At 65.2% G+C, this 14384-nt stretch carries 14 protein-coding genes; 8 read left to right on the top strand and 6 right to left on the bottom strand.

Going from position 1 to position 14384, the window contains the following annotated elements:
• Positions 1 to 396 precede the first annotated feature (396 nt).
• Both G3O00_RS31505 and G3O00_RS31500 read left to right on the top strand, forming a co-directional pair.
• Positions 397 to 636: a hypothetical protein gene (locus tag G3O00_RS31505; RefSeq protein WP_206145333.1), complete on the top strand. Its 240-nt coding sequence runs from the start codon at positions 397 to 399 to the stop codon at positions 634 to 636.
• A 540-nt stretch (positions 637 to 1176) separates the two neighbouring features.
• Positions 1177 to 1599 carry a VOC family protein gene (locus tag G3O00_RS31500; RefSeq protein WP_206145332.1) on the top strand — a complete coding sequence of 141 codons (423 nt, stop codon included), beginning with the start codon at positions 1177 to 1179 and terminating at the stop codon, positions 1597 to 1599.
• 322 nt (positions 1600 to 1921) lie between these two features.
• Here G3O00_RS31500 and G3O00_RS31495 read toward each other — a convergent pair whose 3' ends face one another.
• Positions 1922 to 3544, bottom strand: a complete 1623-nt coding sequence (locus G3O00_RS31495) for an NAD(P)/FAD-dependent oxidoreductase (RefSeq protein WP_206145331.1) — start codon at positions 3542 to 3544, stop codon at positions 1922 to 1924.
• A gap of 313 nt (positions 3545 to 3857) precedes the next feature.
• On the bottom strand, positions 3858 to 4661 hold the full coding sequence (locus tag G3O00_RS31490) for an inositol monophosphatase family protein (RefSeq protein WP_174933605.1): 804 nt from the start codon (positions 4659 to 4661) through the stop codon (positions 3858 to 3860).
• Between the two features lie 280 nt (positions 4662 to 4941).
• Between G3O00_RS31490 and G3O00_RS31485 the strand changes: the two genes are divergently transcribed.
• Complete coding sequence (locus tag G3O00_RS31485; RefSeq protein WP_041492888.1) at positions 4942 to 5766, top strand: RNA methyltransferase; 825 nt, start codon at positions 4942 to 4944, stop codon at positions 5764 to 5766.
• Positions 5767 to 6035: 269 nt separating this feature from the next.
• Positions 6036 to 6839 carry a serine O-acetyltransferase gene (gene cysE, locus G3O00_RS31480; protein ID WP_011352520.1) on the top strand — a complete coding sequence of 268 codons (804 nt, stop codon included), beginning with the start codon at positions 6036 to 6038 and terminating at the stop codon, positions 6837 to 6839.
• Between the two features lie 48 nt (positions 6840 to 6887).
• On the opposite strand, the gene G3O00_RS31475 is transcribed toward cysE, so the two are convergent.
• The 4 genes from G3O00_RS31475 to G3O00_RS31460 form a co-directional block, all read right to left on the bottom strand.
• Positions 6888 to 7688: a UDP-2,3-diacylglucosamine diphosphatase gene (locus tag G3O00_RS31475; protein WP_206145330.1), complete on the bottom strand. Its 801-nt coding sequence runs from the start codon at positions 7686 to 7688 to the stop codon at positions 6888 to 6890.
• Between the two features lie 24 nt (positions 7689 to 7712).
• Positions 7713 to 8204 carry a peptidylprolyl isomerase gene (locus G3O00_RS31470; RefSeq protein ID WP_011352518.1) on the bottom strand — a complete coding sequence of 164 codons (492 nt, stop codon included), beginning with the start codon at positions 8202 to 8204 and terminating at the stop codon, positions 7713 to 7715.
• A gap of 88 nt (positions 8205 to 8292) precedes the next feature.
• A complete protein-coding gene (locus G3O00_RS31465; RefSeq protein ID WP_011352517.1) occupies positions 8293 to 8874 on the bottom strand; it encodes a peptidylprolyl isomerase in 582 nt (193 codons plus the stop codon).
• Between the two features lie 39 nt (positions 8875 to 8913).
• The gene (locus tag G3O00_RS31460) at positions 8914 to 9636 is read right to left on the bottom strand and encodes a tetratricopeptide repeat protein (protein ID WP_174933609.1); all 723 of its coding nucleotides are present in this window, start codon (positions 9634 to 9636) and stop codon (positions 8914 to 8916) included.
• Positions 9637 to 9870: 234 nt separating this feature from the next.
• Here G3O00_RS31460 and cysS point away from each other — a divergent pair, with 234 nt between their 5' ends.
• From cysS to tilS, 4 genes are all read left to right on the top strand, one after another.
• Entirely contained in the window at positions 9871 to 11268 is a 1398-nt protein-coding gene (cysS, locus tag G3O00_RS31455) for a cysteine--tRNA ligase (protein ID WP_174933611.1), read from the top strand.
• A 43-nt stretch (positions 11269 to 11311) separates the two neighbouring features.
• Positions 11312 to 12139, top strand: coding sequence for a DNA-3-methyladenine glycosylase (locus G3O00_RS31450; RefSeq protein WP_039364698.1), 828 nt, complete (start codon positions 11312 to 11314; stop codon positions 12137 to 12139).
• Positions 12140 to 12242: 103 nt separating this feature from the next.
• The gene (locus G3O00_RS31445) at positions 12243 to 13214 is read left to right on the top strand and encodes an acetyl-CoA carboxylase carboxyltransferase subunit alpha (RefSeq protein ID WP_011352513.1); all 972 of its coding nucleotides are present in this window, start codon (positions 12243 to 12245) and stop codon (positions 13212 to 13214) included.
• 46 nt (positions 13215 to 13260) lie between these two features.
• On the top strand, positions 13261 to 14384 hold a 1124-nt coding region (gene tilS / locus G3O00_RS31440; protein WP_206145329.1), incomplete at its 3' end, for a tRNA lysidine(34) synthetase TilS.

Here is a 14384-nt window from a genome sequence, read left to right as displayed (position 1 = left end):
AGTTTGAACCGCAAGCTGTGGCTCGCGCTTGCGCTGGTATGGATCGGTCTCCTGGGCGTCGGCGCATGGAGCGCGTACGAGACGCAGCGCGGGCGACGAGCAAGACACGCTGACCCCGTATGCACACAATCGTCGCACGTTCTCTGATCGGGGCGAGGTTGGGTTGTTGGTTGCTCATGTAGCCTGATGCGCGAGTATTTTTAGTATTTTAGGGTCGCGACGCCGGGTGAACGTAGTGGGGGAGATGCGGAGATGGATTGATGGGCCGATGGCGGTAATCTGATCTCCGAGAGAGTCTACGTGACACTGTCTGACGCCAAATTCTGACTGTTCATCCAGGCCAACAGTGTCGCCATGAGTCCCTGCATCATCACCAAGAAATTGACAGGGGTAAGCATGGATGATCGCTATGTGGTGATTGCACAAGAACTGGCGCATGTAAAAAACGCCATTGACACACTTTGTGAGAATCGGGGGGAGTTTCCACTCGGTACGGCCATCAGCGATCCCGCATATTGGCGCACAAGACTTCAGGCGATTCGCAGTAAGGCAGAACGCTACAACCTCGAGAAACTCAGAGATCGTGCGGATGAATTACTTGACGAAGTTTCGAAGCTGCAATATTGGATTCCTTGATTCTACGGCGCCTGCACCGGGTCGGCGTACTGTAGCGTAGGTCGAGGCGTAGGTTTTGTATCGAAGCGTTGTCAGGAAAGGCGCAGGTACTGCTGCATCATCGGGGTGTGGCCGGCGAAGGCGTCGGGCGACAGCGTGGTCATAAGTCAGGCATCAGGTTGTTGCTTTGGTTGCCCGAGTTTACCAGTGGCTTCAGGTGAAGGCGCGAAGTTGGCCGTTTGGCCAGTCGCCGGTGTTGAAGAGGGGGCGTTATCCGCGTTCATGCCCAGGCTTGACGGCGCTGGCCGTCGTATCGCGATGCGGACACAATCCAGAACATCGTGCCCGGGCGTACCCGTGTTCTCGCAACGTCGGCTGCCTTGAGAACGCCGCATTGACCCGGCATATTCGCGCGAATATAGTTAAGTTTCGTCTAAAACAGGTTAGGCTCGGGAAGGTTGGCCCGGCCCCCGCTCAGCGGGTCCTTCCGTTGCGCTCCGTAACGGCCCAAGACTATCAGGATGCCTGTATTGTGCAGGCGCCAATAGCATGGGTATGGACATGAAACCTCGAATCTCAGTTATCACCCTCGGCGTTGCCGATCTCGAACAATCCCTCGCCTTCTATCGTGACGGTCTCGGTCTTCCGACTGAAGGCATCATCGGTCGCGAGTTCGAGCATGGCGCAGTTGCCTTTTTTGATCTCTCGGGCGGCCTGAAGCTCGCGCTCTGGGCGCAGGACGATATTTCTCATGATACGGGCCTGCCGAAGCAGCCCGTCTCGCCTACGGCCTTCACGATAGGACACAATGTCTTGAGCCGGAAGGAAGTCGACGAGACGATGGATGCGGCAGAGCGTGCGGGCGCAGAGATCATCAAGGCTCCGCACGACACGTTCTACGGCGGTTACGCTGGATATTTTCGTGACATCAACGGCCATCTGTGGGAGATAGTCTGGAATCCACTGATGCTACCGACGGACTGATATTGGCATTCGCGATTGCACTGGCTTCCCGAGCGGGAAGTCAGCGGCAGCCAGTGATGCCGCTTTCGTCAGCGGCAAAGTGCGGCGGTCTGCGCACGTTCAATCACAAGATGGCTGCATGCCGGGAGCGTAGGTCTCCCAGCCGCGCTACCGAGTACGAGCACTGCCGATCCTGAACAGGTCCGGTACGGGTTTTGGCGTGGCTTTGTAGGCGGAGCCGTATCAGATATGGCAATAAGTACTGCTGCATCATCCGCGTGCGGCCCGCCAGGGCAGGCCACACGCGATGCGCGATCTCCGCGCGCCGACGCTGTCCAGCGCCTTAGGCCGTTTGCACCGACGCCATGCTGAGCGCCACCGCCTGCGCGACTTCGATCCCGTCGATCGCCGCCGAATAAATACCGCCGGCATACCCCGCACCTTCACCGGCCGGATACAGGCCTTCGACGTTCATGCTCTGGTAATCGTCCTTGCGTCGAATCCGGATCGGCGACGACGTGCGCGTCTCGACACCGGTGAGCACCGCGTCATGCATCGCGAAGCCGGCGATCTTCTTGTCGATCTCGGGAAGGGCTTCGCGAATCGCTTCGATCACGTAATCCGGCAGCGCGGTGCTGAGATCGGTCGGGTTCACGCCCGGCTTGTACGACGGCTCCACGGAGCCGAGCGACGTCGACGGCCGGCCGGCGATGAAATCGCCGACCAGCTGGCCCGGCGCGCGGTAATCGCCGCCGCCGAGTTCGAACGCGCGCTCTTCCCATTTGCGCTGGAACGCGATGCCCGCCAGCGGGCCGCCGGGATAGTCGTCCGGCGTGATGCCGACGACGATGCCCGCATTCGCGTTGCGCTCGGCCCGCGAATACTGGCTCATGCCGTTGGTGACTACGCGGCCCGGCTCGGAGGTTGCCGCGACCACCGTGCCGCCCGGGCACATGCAGAAGCTGTAGACGGCGCGGCCATTGCTGCTGTGGTGCACCACCTTGTAGTCGGCCGCACCGAGCTGCTTGTGGCCCGCGAACTTGCCGAAGCGGCTGCGATCGATCAGCCCCTGCGGATGCTCGATGCGGAAACCCAGCGAGAACGGCTTGGCTTCGATATAGACACCGCGATCGTGCAGCATCTGGAAGGTATCGCGCGCGCTGTGGCCCACGGCCAGCACCACGTGGTCGCATTGCAGCGTTTCGCCGTTCGAGAGCTTCAGCGAGCGTACCTTGCCCTGATCGATCTCGATGTCGTCGACCCGCGTTTCGAAACGCACTTCACCACCCAGTTCGTGGATGGACGCGCGCATCTTTTCCACCATGCTGACGAGGCGGAACGTGCCGATGTGCGGCCGGCTCAGGTACAGGATGTCGTCCGGCGCACCGGCCTTGACGAATTCGTCCAGCACCTTGCGGCCATAGTGGTTCGGATCCTTGATCTGGCTGTACAGCTTGCCGTCGGAAAACGTTCCGGCGCCGCCTTCGCCGAACTGCACGTTGGATTCGGGGTTGAGCACGCTCTTGCGCCACAGGCCGAAGGTGTCCTTGGTGCGCTCGCGCACGGCCTTGCCGCGTTCGAGGATGATGGGGCGGAAGCCCATCTGCGCGAGGATCAGCCCTGCGAACAGGCCGCACGGCCCCATGCCGATCACGACCGGGCGCAGGAAATTGCCGTGCTCGGGCGCCTTCGTTACGAAGTGGTACGCCATGTCGGGCGTCACGCCGCAATGCGGCTTGCCGGCGAGGCGCTTGATCGCGGCCGCTTCGTCCGTGACTTCGACATCGACGATATACGTGAGCTTGATGTCGGCGCGCTTGCGCGCATCGTGCGCACGGCGGAACACGGTGTAGCGGAGGAGGCCGTCCGCGGCCACGCCAAGCTCCGCGAGGCGCTCGCGAATCGCGGCCTCGAGCGCGCTCTCGGGGTGGTCGAGGGGGAGTTTAATTTCGCTTAGCCGTAACATGGGGACTCGGATGCGATTGCCACGGCGTCGTGGCGGTGTTGATACGGGCGGGGGCCGGCAGGCCGGCGGTGTTGTCCGCCGTGTGGGGATGCCGGACGCAAACCATTCATTGTCATTGCGGGGAAGGCGGTGCGAGCGGCAGTACGCTGGCCGGCCCGAACAACTCAAGCAACTTCAGGATAGGCGCACGAAGCGACCCTTGTGCGGGAAGATTGTCCCGCCTCCCGACAACCGGGAGGCGAACGGCGCGCCGTCATGACGATGCCTGCGTGCGGTATGCGCGAAAGCCGCGCCACGCGGGCGCGGCCGGGGCTTACTCCGCCGCCGGATGCACGCGGGTGTAACCCTTCAGGATCGGGATCATCTGCGCGTAGATCTTCGGGTTCGCGGCGACGATTTCATGGCGATGCAGGAAATCGGCGTCACCCGAGTAGTTGCCGACGAGGCCGCCGGCCTCGGTGATCAGCAGGCTGCCCGCTGCCATGTCCCACACGTTGATGCCCTGCTCGAAGAACGCGTCGAGGCGGCCGGCCGCGACGTTCGCGAGATCGAGTGCGGCTGCGCCCGGGCGGCGCAGGCCCGTGCAGGCCTGCGTCATTTCGGTGAAGAGGCGCGCGTAGGCGTCGAGGCCGTCCTTTTCGCGGAACGGGAAGCCCGTGCCGACCAGTGCGTCCGACAGGCGGTCGCGGCGGCCGACGCGGATGCGGCGGTCGTTCAGGTACGCGCCGCGGCCGCGGGTGGCCGTGAACAGGTCGTTCTTGTTCGGGTCGTAGACGACAGCCTGCGTGACGACGCCCTTGTGCTCGAGCGCGATCGATACGCAGTAGTACGGGAAGCCGTGGATGAAGTTGGTTGTGCCGTCGAGCGGATCGATGATCCACTTGAATTCGGATTCGTTCTCGGATTCGCCCGATTCTTCCGCGAGGATCGCGTGGTCGGGGTAGGCGGTCTTCAGCGTCTCGATGATCGCGTCTTCGGCGGCCTTGTCCACTTCGGTGACGAAGTCGTTCTGCTGCTTCTTGCGGATCTCGATCAGGTCGAGATCGAGGGACGCGCGATTGATGATCTGCCCGGCGCGGCGCGCAGCCTTGACAGCAATGTTGAGCATGGGATGCATGAGCCTGGATCCTGTAGCTGACGGCATGGGCCGCCACGAAGTGGAACAACCGCCCGGCACGGCGCAAGCGTGGCAGGCGAGATGAGACGCGAATTGACAAAGAACGGGGTACGACCCGCGTCGCACGATGTGCGGCGCGTAAAGGCATGATTTTACCCGATTTCTGGCGGTTTCAGGCGACCGGAGTACGGGGAAACCCCCACTATCCGTCCGGACGAGTGGGTTTGCCGCGGCGATGGCGATACCATACTGCCATTCTGATGAACCGAGTCGTATCGTAGTGGAAACCCCGCAGATCACCGCCGCGCCGTCCGAGCCGGGCGCGGCCTCGTCCCAGCCGCCGTCCGGCGGCTTCACGTCCACCCGTTTCGTGCTCGTCGAGCCGAGCCATCCCGGCAATGTCGGGGCGGCCGCCCGCGCACTGAAGACGATGGGCTTCTCGCGTCTCGTGCTGGTCGCGCCGCGCGTGCCGCACGTGCAGAGCGATCCTGAGGCGATCGCAATGGCCAGCGGCGCGGACGATGTCCTCGCGTCCGCGCATGTCGTGCCGACGCTCGGCGACGCGCTGTCCGGTGTTCACTGGTCGATCGCGCTGACCGCACGCACGCGCGAATACGGGCCGCCGCGCCTGGCGCCGCGTGCCGCTGCCACGCAGGCATGCGCACAGGTCGGCACGGGCGATATCGCGCTCGTGTTCGGCAACGAGCGCACAGGCCTCGCGAACGAGCATGTCGAGCAGTGCAGCGCGCTGGCGCATATCCCCGCGAACCCGGCCTACAGTTCGCTGAATCTCGCGCAGGCCGTGCAGGTGCTCGCGTACGAGCTGCGTGTCGCATTTCTCGAGCACGCGAGCGAGCCGTCGGCGCAACCGTCGGGCGAAGCCGGCACGCTTGCGCAGAGCGACGAGATCGAGCGGATGTACGTGCATCTCGAGAACGCGCTGATCGCGCTCGATTTCCTCGATCCGCGCAACCCGAAGAAGCTGATGCCGCGGCTGCGGCGCCTGTTCGCGCGCACGGGTCTCGAGCGCGAGGAGGTCAACATCCTGCGCGGCGTCGCGAAGCACATCCTGCTGAAATCGGGCAAGCCGGACGGCGACGCGTAAGCGGTCGGCGCACGGGGTGCCGAATGTCCCTGCACGCGGGGCAATCGCCCCGTCGGCAGGTGCCGGGTCGGCCGCCTGAAGCACCGGGGCCGATCGCGCCACCCGGTCGACCACCCCGCAAACCCGGCAACAGCGAGCGTTCCGCCCGAATACCCGCGCCAGCGGCGGGGTGAACGCGCGGGCTCGTGCGGCTCTGCGCGACTCGCCCTACAATCGCCAAACGTCATAAGTAAATTACCCGGCGCGATAACGGCCGGTCATTGCCGGCGATGCGCGCCGGCCTTTTCCCAGACCACATCATGTTCACGAGACTGCGCGAAGACGTTGCAACGATTCGCGAGCGGGATCCCGCCGCTCGCAGTGCATGGGAAGTGCTGACCTGTTATCCGGGGTTGCATGCGCTCTTGCTGCATCGTTTCGCGCACGCATGCTGGCGCGCGAAGCGTTACTGGCTCGCGCGTTTCGCGTCGCAGGCCGGCCGGTTCATGACGGGGATCGAGATCCACCCCGGCGCGACGATCGGCCGGCGTGTGTTCATCGATCACGGGATGGGTGTCGTGATCGGCGAGACGGCAATCGTCGGCGACGATTGCACGATCTATCAGGGCGTGACGCTGGGCGGCACGTCGCTCACGCGCGGTGCCAAGCGCCACCCGACGCTCGAGGCCGGCGTGATCGTCGGTGCGGGCGCGAAAGTGCTCGGCGGCTTCACGGTCGGTGCGGGTGCGAAGATCGGTTCGAACGCGGTCGTCGTGAAGCCGGTGCCGGCAGGCGGCACGGCGGTGGGCAATCCGGCGCGCGTCGTGATGCCGGCGCAGCCGAAGCCGCAGCCCGAACGTGCGGCGTTCTGCGCATACGGGATCACGCCGAATGCCGATGATCCGATGTCGCTTGCGATTCACGGGCTGATCGATCATGCGGCGAAGGAAAGCCGCCGCGTCGACGAGATCGTCGCCGCGCTCGAGCGGCTCGGCACGCACCTGGAAACGCTGCAGGGCGCCGATGCGGCGCGTCTCGACCTGCGCCGGCTGTCGGCCGTGCTGGAAGGCAAGTCGGTCGAACGCCAGGCGTAATGCGATGGAGGCCGGCGGCTGCCTGCGGGTGCGCAGGCAGCGGCGGTGTCAGTCCAGCGGCATCGCGTGGATGCCTTCCGCATCGACGCGCAGGTAGCCGCCGCGCGGCTCGCCGTGGTCGAGATCCCAGTCGGGCAACACCCAGCGGATGCCGCCCGGTTCCATGTGCCGCGCGGGGCGGTGCGTATGGCCGTGAATGATCACGCTCGCACGGCTTTTCCGGAACAGCGCGGCCACGCCTTCACGCGTGACATCGTAAATCGCCGAAGCAGGGCGCATCCGGCCTGCTTCGCTGTTCGAGCGCATGCGTTGCGCGAGTGCGCGGCGCCAGCGGAACGGCCACGCGAGAAACAGCCATTGCGCGACGCGGTTGCGTGCGAAGCGGCGGAACAACTGGTAGCCGCGGTCGGCCGTGCATTGCGCGTCGCCGTGCGCGAGTACGATGCGCTGGCCGAACGCCATGATCAGCGAAGGGTCGGGTAGCAGCATCGCGCCGGCTGCCTTCATGAAGCGCCGGCCGAGCAGGAAATCGCGGTTGCCGTGCATCACGTAGAGCGCAATGCCGCGCTCCGAGAACGTGTGCATCAGCGCGGCCATGCGTGCGGCGAACGGATCGTCGTCGAGGATATCGTCGCCGATCCAGTATTCGAACAGGTCGCCGAGGATGAACACCGAGTCGGCGCTGTCGGCGGTGTATTTCACGAAATGCTCGAACGCGGCGACCGTCTTCGGAATCGCTTCGCTCAGGTGCAGATCGGAGAGAAACAGGAACGGGCGTGCGGCTTGCGCGTATTCGCGCTCGCCCGGCACGCCCGCGGAGACGCTTCGCGGCGGACTCTCCTGCAACATCGAAGTGCCTCCGTATACTGCGCGTCAGACCACGACGGCCTTCTCGATCACGACGTCGTCAGCCGGCACGTCCTGGTGGAAACCAGCGTTGCCCGTCTTGACGCCCTTGATCTTGTCGACCACGTCCTGGCCTTCGACGACCTTGCCGAACACCGCGTAGCCCCAGCCTTGCGGCGTCGGCGACGAGTGGTTCAGGAAGTCGTTGTCGTTCACGTTGATGAAGAACTGGGCGGTCGCCGAGTGCGGATCGTTCGTGCGCGCCATCGCGACCGTGTAGTTGTCGTTCTTCAGGCCGTTGTTCGCCTCGTTGTCGATCGGCGCATCGGTCGGCTTCTGCTTCAGGCCCGGCTCGAAGCCGCCGCCCTGGATCATGAAGCCGTTGATCACGCGATGGAACACGGTGCCGTCGTAGTGGCCCTTCTTCACGTAGTTCAGGAAGTTCTCGACCGTCTTCGGTGCCTTCGCGGCGTCGAGCTCGAGCTTGATCACGCCGTGGTTCGTATGCAGTTCAACCATGATGAATTCCTTCGGTGAGGCGGTTTAAATGGCACGCGGCCGGTCGTGCGACGCGGCCGCGTGTGGCGCCGGACGTGCCGGCAGGTTCTTACTTCGAGACGATGCTGGCCGATTCGATCACGATCGGTTGCGCGGGCACGTCCTGCATCGGGCCGCGCGAGGTCGTCGCGACGCCTTCGATCTTCTTCACGACGTCGAGACCCGACACGACCTTGCCGAACACCGCATAGCCGTTGCCGTCCGGGTTCGGGTAGTCGAGGCCGCTGTTGTCGACCGTATTGATGAAGAACTGCGCGGTGGCCGAGTTCGGATCGCTCGTGCGTGCCATCGCGATCGTGCCCGTCAGGTTCTTCAGACCATTGCGGCTCTCCAGCGGGATCGGCGCGCGGGTCGGCTTCTCCTCGAAGTTGGTCTTGTAGCCGCCGCCCTGGATCATGAAGCCCTTGATCACGCGATGGAAGATCGTGCCGTTGTACTGGCCGGCCTTCACGTAATCGAGGAAGTTGGCGACGGACTTCGGCGCCTTCTCCGGGTAGAGCTCGACGCGGATGTCGCCCTGCGAGGTCTTCAGCTGCACGACGGGGTGCGCGGTAGCCGATTGCGCGAACGCAGGTGCGGTCGCGGTCGCGAGAAGGGCGGCGCCGCCAAGCGCCAGCAACAGACGTTTCATTGCGATCCTCAGGTTGGGAGGGAAAGAAGGCCGCGCCGCTTATTGCGACGGCGCGACGTACGGCGCCGCCAGTGCGCCCGACGGACCGCTGAACTGGAACGTCGGCGACATCGGCAGCGTGGTGGTGCCCACGTTCGCGGCTGCGCGATCGCTGTAGTCGCGCGTGGTCGGTGCGGCTGCGCGGGCGTTCGGCGCGGCCTTCGGCGGCGACACGATCTTCTGGAGATCGGCGAGGCGCTGCGCGGTCGCGCCGCTCGTGCGGCCGAGCGATTGCGCACGCTTGTACGACTCGGCCGCGAGGCGCAGGTAAAGATCGCCGAGGTTCTCGTACGCGAGCGAGTAGCTCGGGTTCGATTGCGTCGCCGTGACGAGCGCGGTGCGCGCTTCGTCGTAACGGCCATGCTTCGCGTAAAGCGCCGCAAGGTTGTTGTACGGCTCGGGCAGTTCGGGGTACGCCTGCGTGATCGCGACGAACTGCTGGATCGCGTCGTCATCGCGGTTCAGGCGGGCCAGCACGGTGCCGCGCTTGAACTGTGCCTGCACGTCGTGCGGGTTCGATGCGATGCGCGCGTCGAGCTGCGCGAGCGCCTGCTTCCACTGCTTGCCGGCGATCGATGCGTCGATTTCGGGGGTGCCGTCGGCGGTGGCCGGGGCCTTCTGCGCATGCGCCGCGGGGACCGCGAAAAGCGTCAGCGCGACGCCCATGACGGTGGTCGCAACGAGGGTCGCAGCGCTCTGCGCGCGGCCGCGATGAGGTTTCATAGGCGTAAATCGGAATGTTATACTCCGAGCCATTCTAACAAAACGTCTGCGCGTTCCGGCGAGCGGCAGACAGTCTTTCTTTGCCTCTCGTGGCCGTCACCGCTGTGCTTGCAGCCTGACCGCCCCATGTGATATCGAGGACGCTCGGCCTGGTGCCGCAGCAGATGGTCCGTCCGTTTCGCATGCTGGGCGAGCTTCGCCAGGGCGGTTTCCTTCGGCTCACGGTTCATCTCTATGGAATCACTGCGCATCTACAACACGCTCGCGCGTGACAAGCAAGTTTTCGTGCCGCGCCAGTCCGGCGAAGTGCGGATGTACGTATGCGGAATCACCGTATACGACTATTGTCACGTGGGCCACGCGCGCATGCTGGTCGTGTTCGACCTCGTCCAGCGCTGGTTGCGTGCGATCGGTTACCGGGTCACGTATGTGCGCAACATTACCGACATCGACGACAAGATCATCCGCCGTGCGGTCGAGAACGGCGAGACGATCAAGTCGCTGACCGACCGGTTCATCGGCGCGATGCACGACGACGAAAGTGCGCTCGGCATCCAGCGGCCCGACATCGAGCCGCGCGCGACCGAGTTCATTCCGCAGATGCTCGGCATGATCGAGACGCTCGAGACGAACGGTTACGCGTACCAGGCGACCGACGGCGACGTCAATTACTCGGTGCGCAAGTTCGCGAACTACGGAAAGCTGTCGGGCAAGTCGCTGGACGACCTGCGCGCCGGCGAGCGCGTCGCCGCGAACGACGCGAAGGAAGATCCGCTCGATTTCGTGCTGTGGAAACGCGCGAAGCCGGAAGATCCGGAAGGCACGTCGTGGGCGTCGAAGTACGGGATGGGTCGCCCGGGCTGGCACATCGAGTGCTCGGCGATGGGCTGCACGCTGCTCGGCGAGCATTTCGACATCCACGGTGGCGGGCAGGATCTGCAATTCCCGCACCACGAGAACGAGATCGCGCAGAGCGAAGGCGCGACCGGCCAGACGTTCGTCAATTACTGGATGCACAACGGCTTCGTGCAGGTCGACAACGAGAAGATGTCGAAATCGCTCGGCAACTTCTTCACGATCCGCGAAGTGCTCGAGCGCTACGATGCCGAAGTCATGCGCTTCTTCATCGTGCGCACGCACTACCGTTCGCCGCTCAATTACAGCGACGTGCATCTCGACGATGCGCGTGCGTCGCTCACGCGTCTCTACACCGCACTGAAAGATGTTGAAGCCGACACGCTCGCGCTCGACTGGAACGAGCCGCACGCGCAGCGTTTCGCGGCCGCGATGAACGACGACTTCAACACGCCGGTTGCGGTGGCGACACTGTTCGAGCTGGCGGGCGAGGTGAATCGCACGCGCGACGCATCGCTCGCGCGGCAACTGAAACAACTGGCGGGCCTGCTCGGCCTGCTGGGCCGCGAACCGCGCGCGTTCCTGCAGCAGGCGTCCGGCGCCGCGCAGGCGGGCGGGCTCGCCGCCGACCAGATCGAAGCGAAAATCGCCGCGCGCGTCGCGGCGAAGCAAGCGAAGGACTATGCCGAAGCGGACCGGATCCGGGCGGAACTGCTCGAGACTGGTATCGCACTTGAAGACAAACCGGGCGGATCGACCGAATGGCGTCGCGTATGAGCGCGGTGCGTTCCACTGACCGATCCGTCAGGTAGGAGGCAAGATGGCAACGGCCAGAAAAGCGCCGGTCAGGCGCGCGACCCCGGTCGCCGCGCGTCCGGCAGCCAAGCGCGTGCCGCCGGCGAAGACGGACGCGACGCGCGCCGTGCCGAACGGCGCGCTCAACGGTCATGCGCAGCCGGCGGCTGCGCTGCCGGCCGCCGACGCGGCCCGCAAGGCCCGTGCGTCCGAAGCGGACGGCGAGGAGGTCGTCGTGCGTCCTGCTTACTGGGACAAGGCATGTGCGGACCTCGTCAAGCGCGACCGGATCCTGAAGAAACTGATTCCGAAGTTCGGTCCCGCGCATCTCGTGAAGCGCGGTGACCCGTTCGTCACGCTCGCGCGCTCGGTCGTCGGCCAGCAGATTTCGGTTCCGTCGGCGCAGTCGCTGTGGGCGCGCATCGGGGATGCCTGTCCGAAACTCGCGCCGCAGCCGGTGATCCGGCTCGGTGCGGACAAGCTGATCGCGTGCGGGCTGTCGAAGCGCAAGACGGAATACATCCTCGATCTCGCGCAACATTTCGTGTCGGGCGCGTTGCACGTCGACAAATGGACGTCGATGGACGACGAGGACGTGATCGCGGAACTCACGCAGATCCGCGGCATCAGCCGCTGGACGGCCGAGATGTTCCTGATCTTCAACCTGTCGCGGCCGGACGTCCTGCCGCTCGACGACCCGGGCCTGATCCGCGCGATCAGCGTCAATTACTTCAGCGGGGAACCCGTCACGCGCAGTGAGGCGCGCGAGGTTGCGGCCAACTGGGAACCGTGGCGCACCGTCGCGACCTGGTATATGTGGCGCAGCCTCGATGCGCCCGACGCCGACGCCTGAGCGGCGGCTATCGGGTTTTAAACATCAATAGTTGAGAGCCGGTTTTGAGCGTCGCCCGCGCGGGTAGAATACGCGCTGCCGCAAGACCCAAGGATTCGAACACATGAAGACCACGTTTCTGGATTTCGAACAGCCGATCGCCGAACTCGAGGGCAAGATCGAAGAGCTGCGATTCGTGCAGGACGACTCGGCTGTCGACATTTCGGAAGAAATCGAGCGGCTGTCGAAGAAAAGCCAGCAACTGACGAAAGACCTCTACGCGAACCTGTCGCCGTGGCAGGTTTCGCAGATCGCGCGGCATCCGCAGCGTCCGTACACGCTCGACTACGTAGCGGAACTGTTTACCGACTTTCACGAGCTGCACGGCGACCGCGCATTCGCGGACGATGTGTCGATCGTCGGCGGCCTCGCGCGCTTCGGCGGCCATCCGTGCATGGTGATCGGTCATCAGAAGGGCCGTGACACGAAGGAGCGCGCCGCGCGCAACTTCGGGATGCCGCGTCCGGAAGGCTATCGCAAGGCCGAACGCCTGATGCGTCTCGCCGAGAAGTTCGGTCTGCCGATCTTCACGTTCGTCGACACGCCGGGTGCGTACCCGGGCATCGGCGCGGAAGAGCGCGGCCAGTCGGAGGCGATCGGCCGCAACCTGTACGTGATGGCCGAACTGAAGACGCCGATCATCACGACGGTGATCGGCGAGGGCGGTTCGGGCGGCGCGCTCGCGATCGCGGTGGCCGATACCGTGATGATGCTGCAGTTCTCGACCTACTCGGTGATCTCGCCGGAAGGCTGCGCGTCGATCCTGTGGAAGAGCGCCGCGAAGGCGCCGGAAGCAGCGGAAGCGCTGGGCCTGACCGCGCACCGCCTGAAGGCGCTCGGCCTGATCGACAAGATCATCAACGAGCCGCTCGGCGGCGCGCATCGCGATCCGAAGGGCATGGCTGCGCTGCTGCGCCGTGCGCTGGCCGATTCGCTGCGCCAGTTCCAGGGCATGAGCATCGATGCGCTGCGCGAGCGCCGCTTCGAGCGCCTGATGGCCTACGGCAAGTTCAAGGAAACCACGCCGGGCGCATGACCGGCTGCGTCCTCCATTCGCGCGCCGCTGCGCGCGCGTTCCTCTCGTGATTCCGCCAACCGAATTCTCCGCCGACCGCGTCGTCCTCGACGCGGTCGGCGTTGCGCTTTCCGGCATGGCGCCCGATGCACGCATCGCGATCGCGTACAGCGGCGGCCTCGACTCGACGGTGCTGCTCGACGCGGCCGTGCGCGTCGCGGGCGCGTCGCGCTGCGTCGCGCTGCACGTGCATCACGGGCTGAGTGCGAATGCCGACGCGTGGGTTGCGCATGCCGAGGCGAGTGCGGCCCGGCTCGGTGTCGCATTCGAGTCGATGCACGTCGACGTGCCGCGCGACAGCGGCCTCGGTGTCGAGGCGACGGCGCGCGAGCGGCGCTATGCGGCGCTCGACGAGATGGGTGAGCGCCACGGCGTGGCCACGCTATGGCTCGCGCAGCATGCGGACGACCAGGCCGAGACCGTGTTGCTGCAGTTGTTGCGCGGCGCGGGCATCGCGGGGCTTGCCGCAATGGCGCCGCGTTACCGACCCGACGGCGTGAGCGTCGAGCGTGTGCGTCCGCTGCTGCGACTGTTGCGTGCGCAACTCGAGCGCTATGCGACGCAGCACGGCCTGGCGTGGATCGACGACGAATCGAACCATGACACACGCTATGCGCGCAATGCGTTGCGCATCGACGTGCTGCCGGCGCTGGCCGTGCATTTCCCGGGCTTTCGCGACGCGCTCGGCCGCGCGGCCCAGCATGCGGCTGCTGCACAGCGACTGCTCGACGATCTGGCCGAACTCGATTTCGCCGTTGCCGCGCGCGATGACGGGCAGGCGCTGTCGCGTGACGCGCTGGTCGCGTTCGACGACACGCGCGGCGCGAACCTGCTGCGCTTCTGGATGCGCCGGCTCGGCTTGCCGGGGGCGTCGGCCGCCCGGCTTGCCAACATGATGCGGCAGTTGCGTGCCACCAATGTCGCGCATGCGCTGCGCGTCGATCACGCGGGGCAATGCCTGCGCCTTTATCGCGATGTCGTCTACTGGGAAGCGGGTGACAGCAGCGAACCGGCCGATGACGGCACCGGGAGCTCACATCCGGAAACGATGCTCGCGTGGGACGGGCAGGAGATCTGGCACCTGCCGGGGTGGCGCGGCACGTTCGTGTTCGCGCCGGCCGATGCGGGACA

It is taken from the genome of Burkholderia sp. Ac-20384 (assembly GCF_017104605.1).
In the GTDB taxonomy this organism is placed as follows: Bacteria; Pseudomonadota; Gammaproteobacteria; order Burkholderiales; family Burkholderiaceae; genus Burkholderia; species Burkholderia lata.
This window is presented reverse-complemented; position numbering and strand designations above follow the sequence as displayed.

Coding starts and splice junctions, on each gene's coding strand:
- G3O00_RS31495 (WP_206145331.1), bottom strand. CDS start 3,544: ATGTTACGGCTAAGCGAAATTAAACTCCCCCTCGACCACCCCGAGAGC.
- G3O00_RS31505 (WP_206145333.1), top strand. CDS start 397: ATGGATGATCGCTATGTGGTGATTGCACAAGAACTGGCGCATGTAAAA.
- cysE (WP_011352520.1), top strand. CDS start 6,036: ATGCGCGCCGGCCTTTTCCCAGACCACATCATGTTCACGAGACTGCGC.
- G3O00_RS31500 (WP_206145332.1), top strand. CDS start 1,177: ATGAAACCTCGAATCTCAGTTATCACCCTCGGCGTTGCCGATCTCGAA.
- G3O00_RS31450 (WP_039364698.1), top strand. CDS start 11,312: ATGGCAACGGCCAGAAAAGCGCCGGTCAGGCGCGCGACCCCGGTCGCC.
- G3O00_RS31490 (WP_174933605.1), bottom strand. CDS start 4,661: ATGCATCCCATGCTCAACATTGCTGTCAAGGCTGCGCGCCGCGCCGGG.
- G3O00_RS31445 (WP_011352513.1), top strand. CDS start 12,243: ATGAAGACCACGTTTCTGGATTTCGAACAGCCGATCGCCGAACTCGAG.
- cysS (WP_174933611.1), top strand. CDS start 9,871: ATGGAATCACTGCGCATCTACAACACGCTCGCGCGTGACAAGCAAGTT.
- G3O00_RS31470 (WP_011352518.1), bottom strand. CDS start 8,204: ATGGTTGAACTGCATACGAACCACGGCGTGATCAAGCTCGAGCTCGAC.
- G3O00_RS31465 (WP_011352517.1), bottom strand. CDS start 8,874: ATGAAACGTCTGTTGCTGGCGCTTGGCGGCGCCGCCCTTCTCGCGACC.
- G3O00_RS31460 (WP_174933609.1), bottom strand. CDS start 9,636: ATGAAACCTCATCGCGGCCGCGCGCAGAGCGCTGCGACCCTCGTTGCG.
- G3O00_RS31475 (WP_206145330.1), bottom strand. CDS start 7,688: ATGTTGCAGGAGAGTCCGCCGCGAAGCGTCTCCGCGGGCGTGCCGGGC.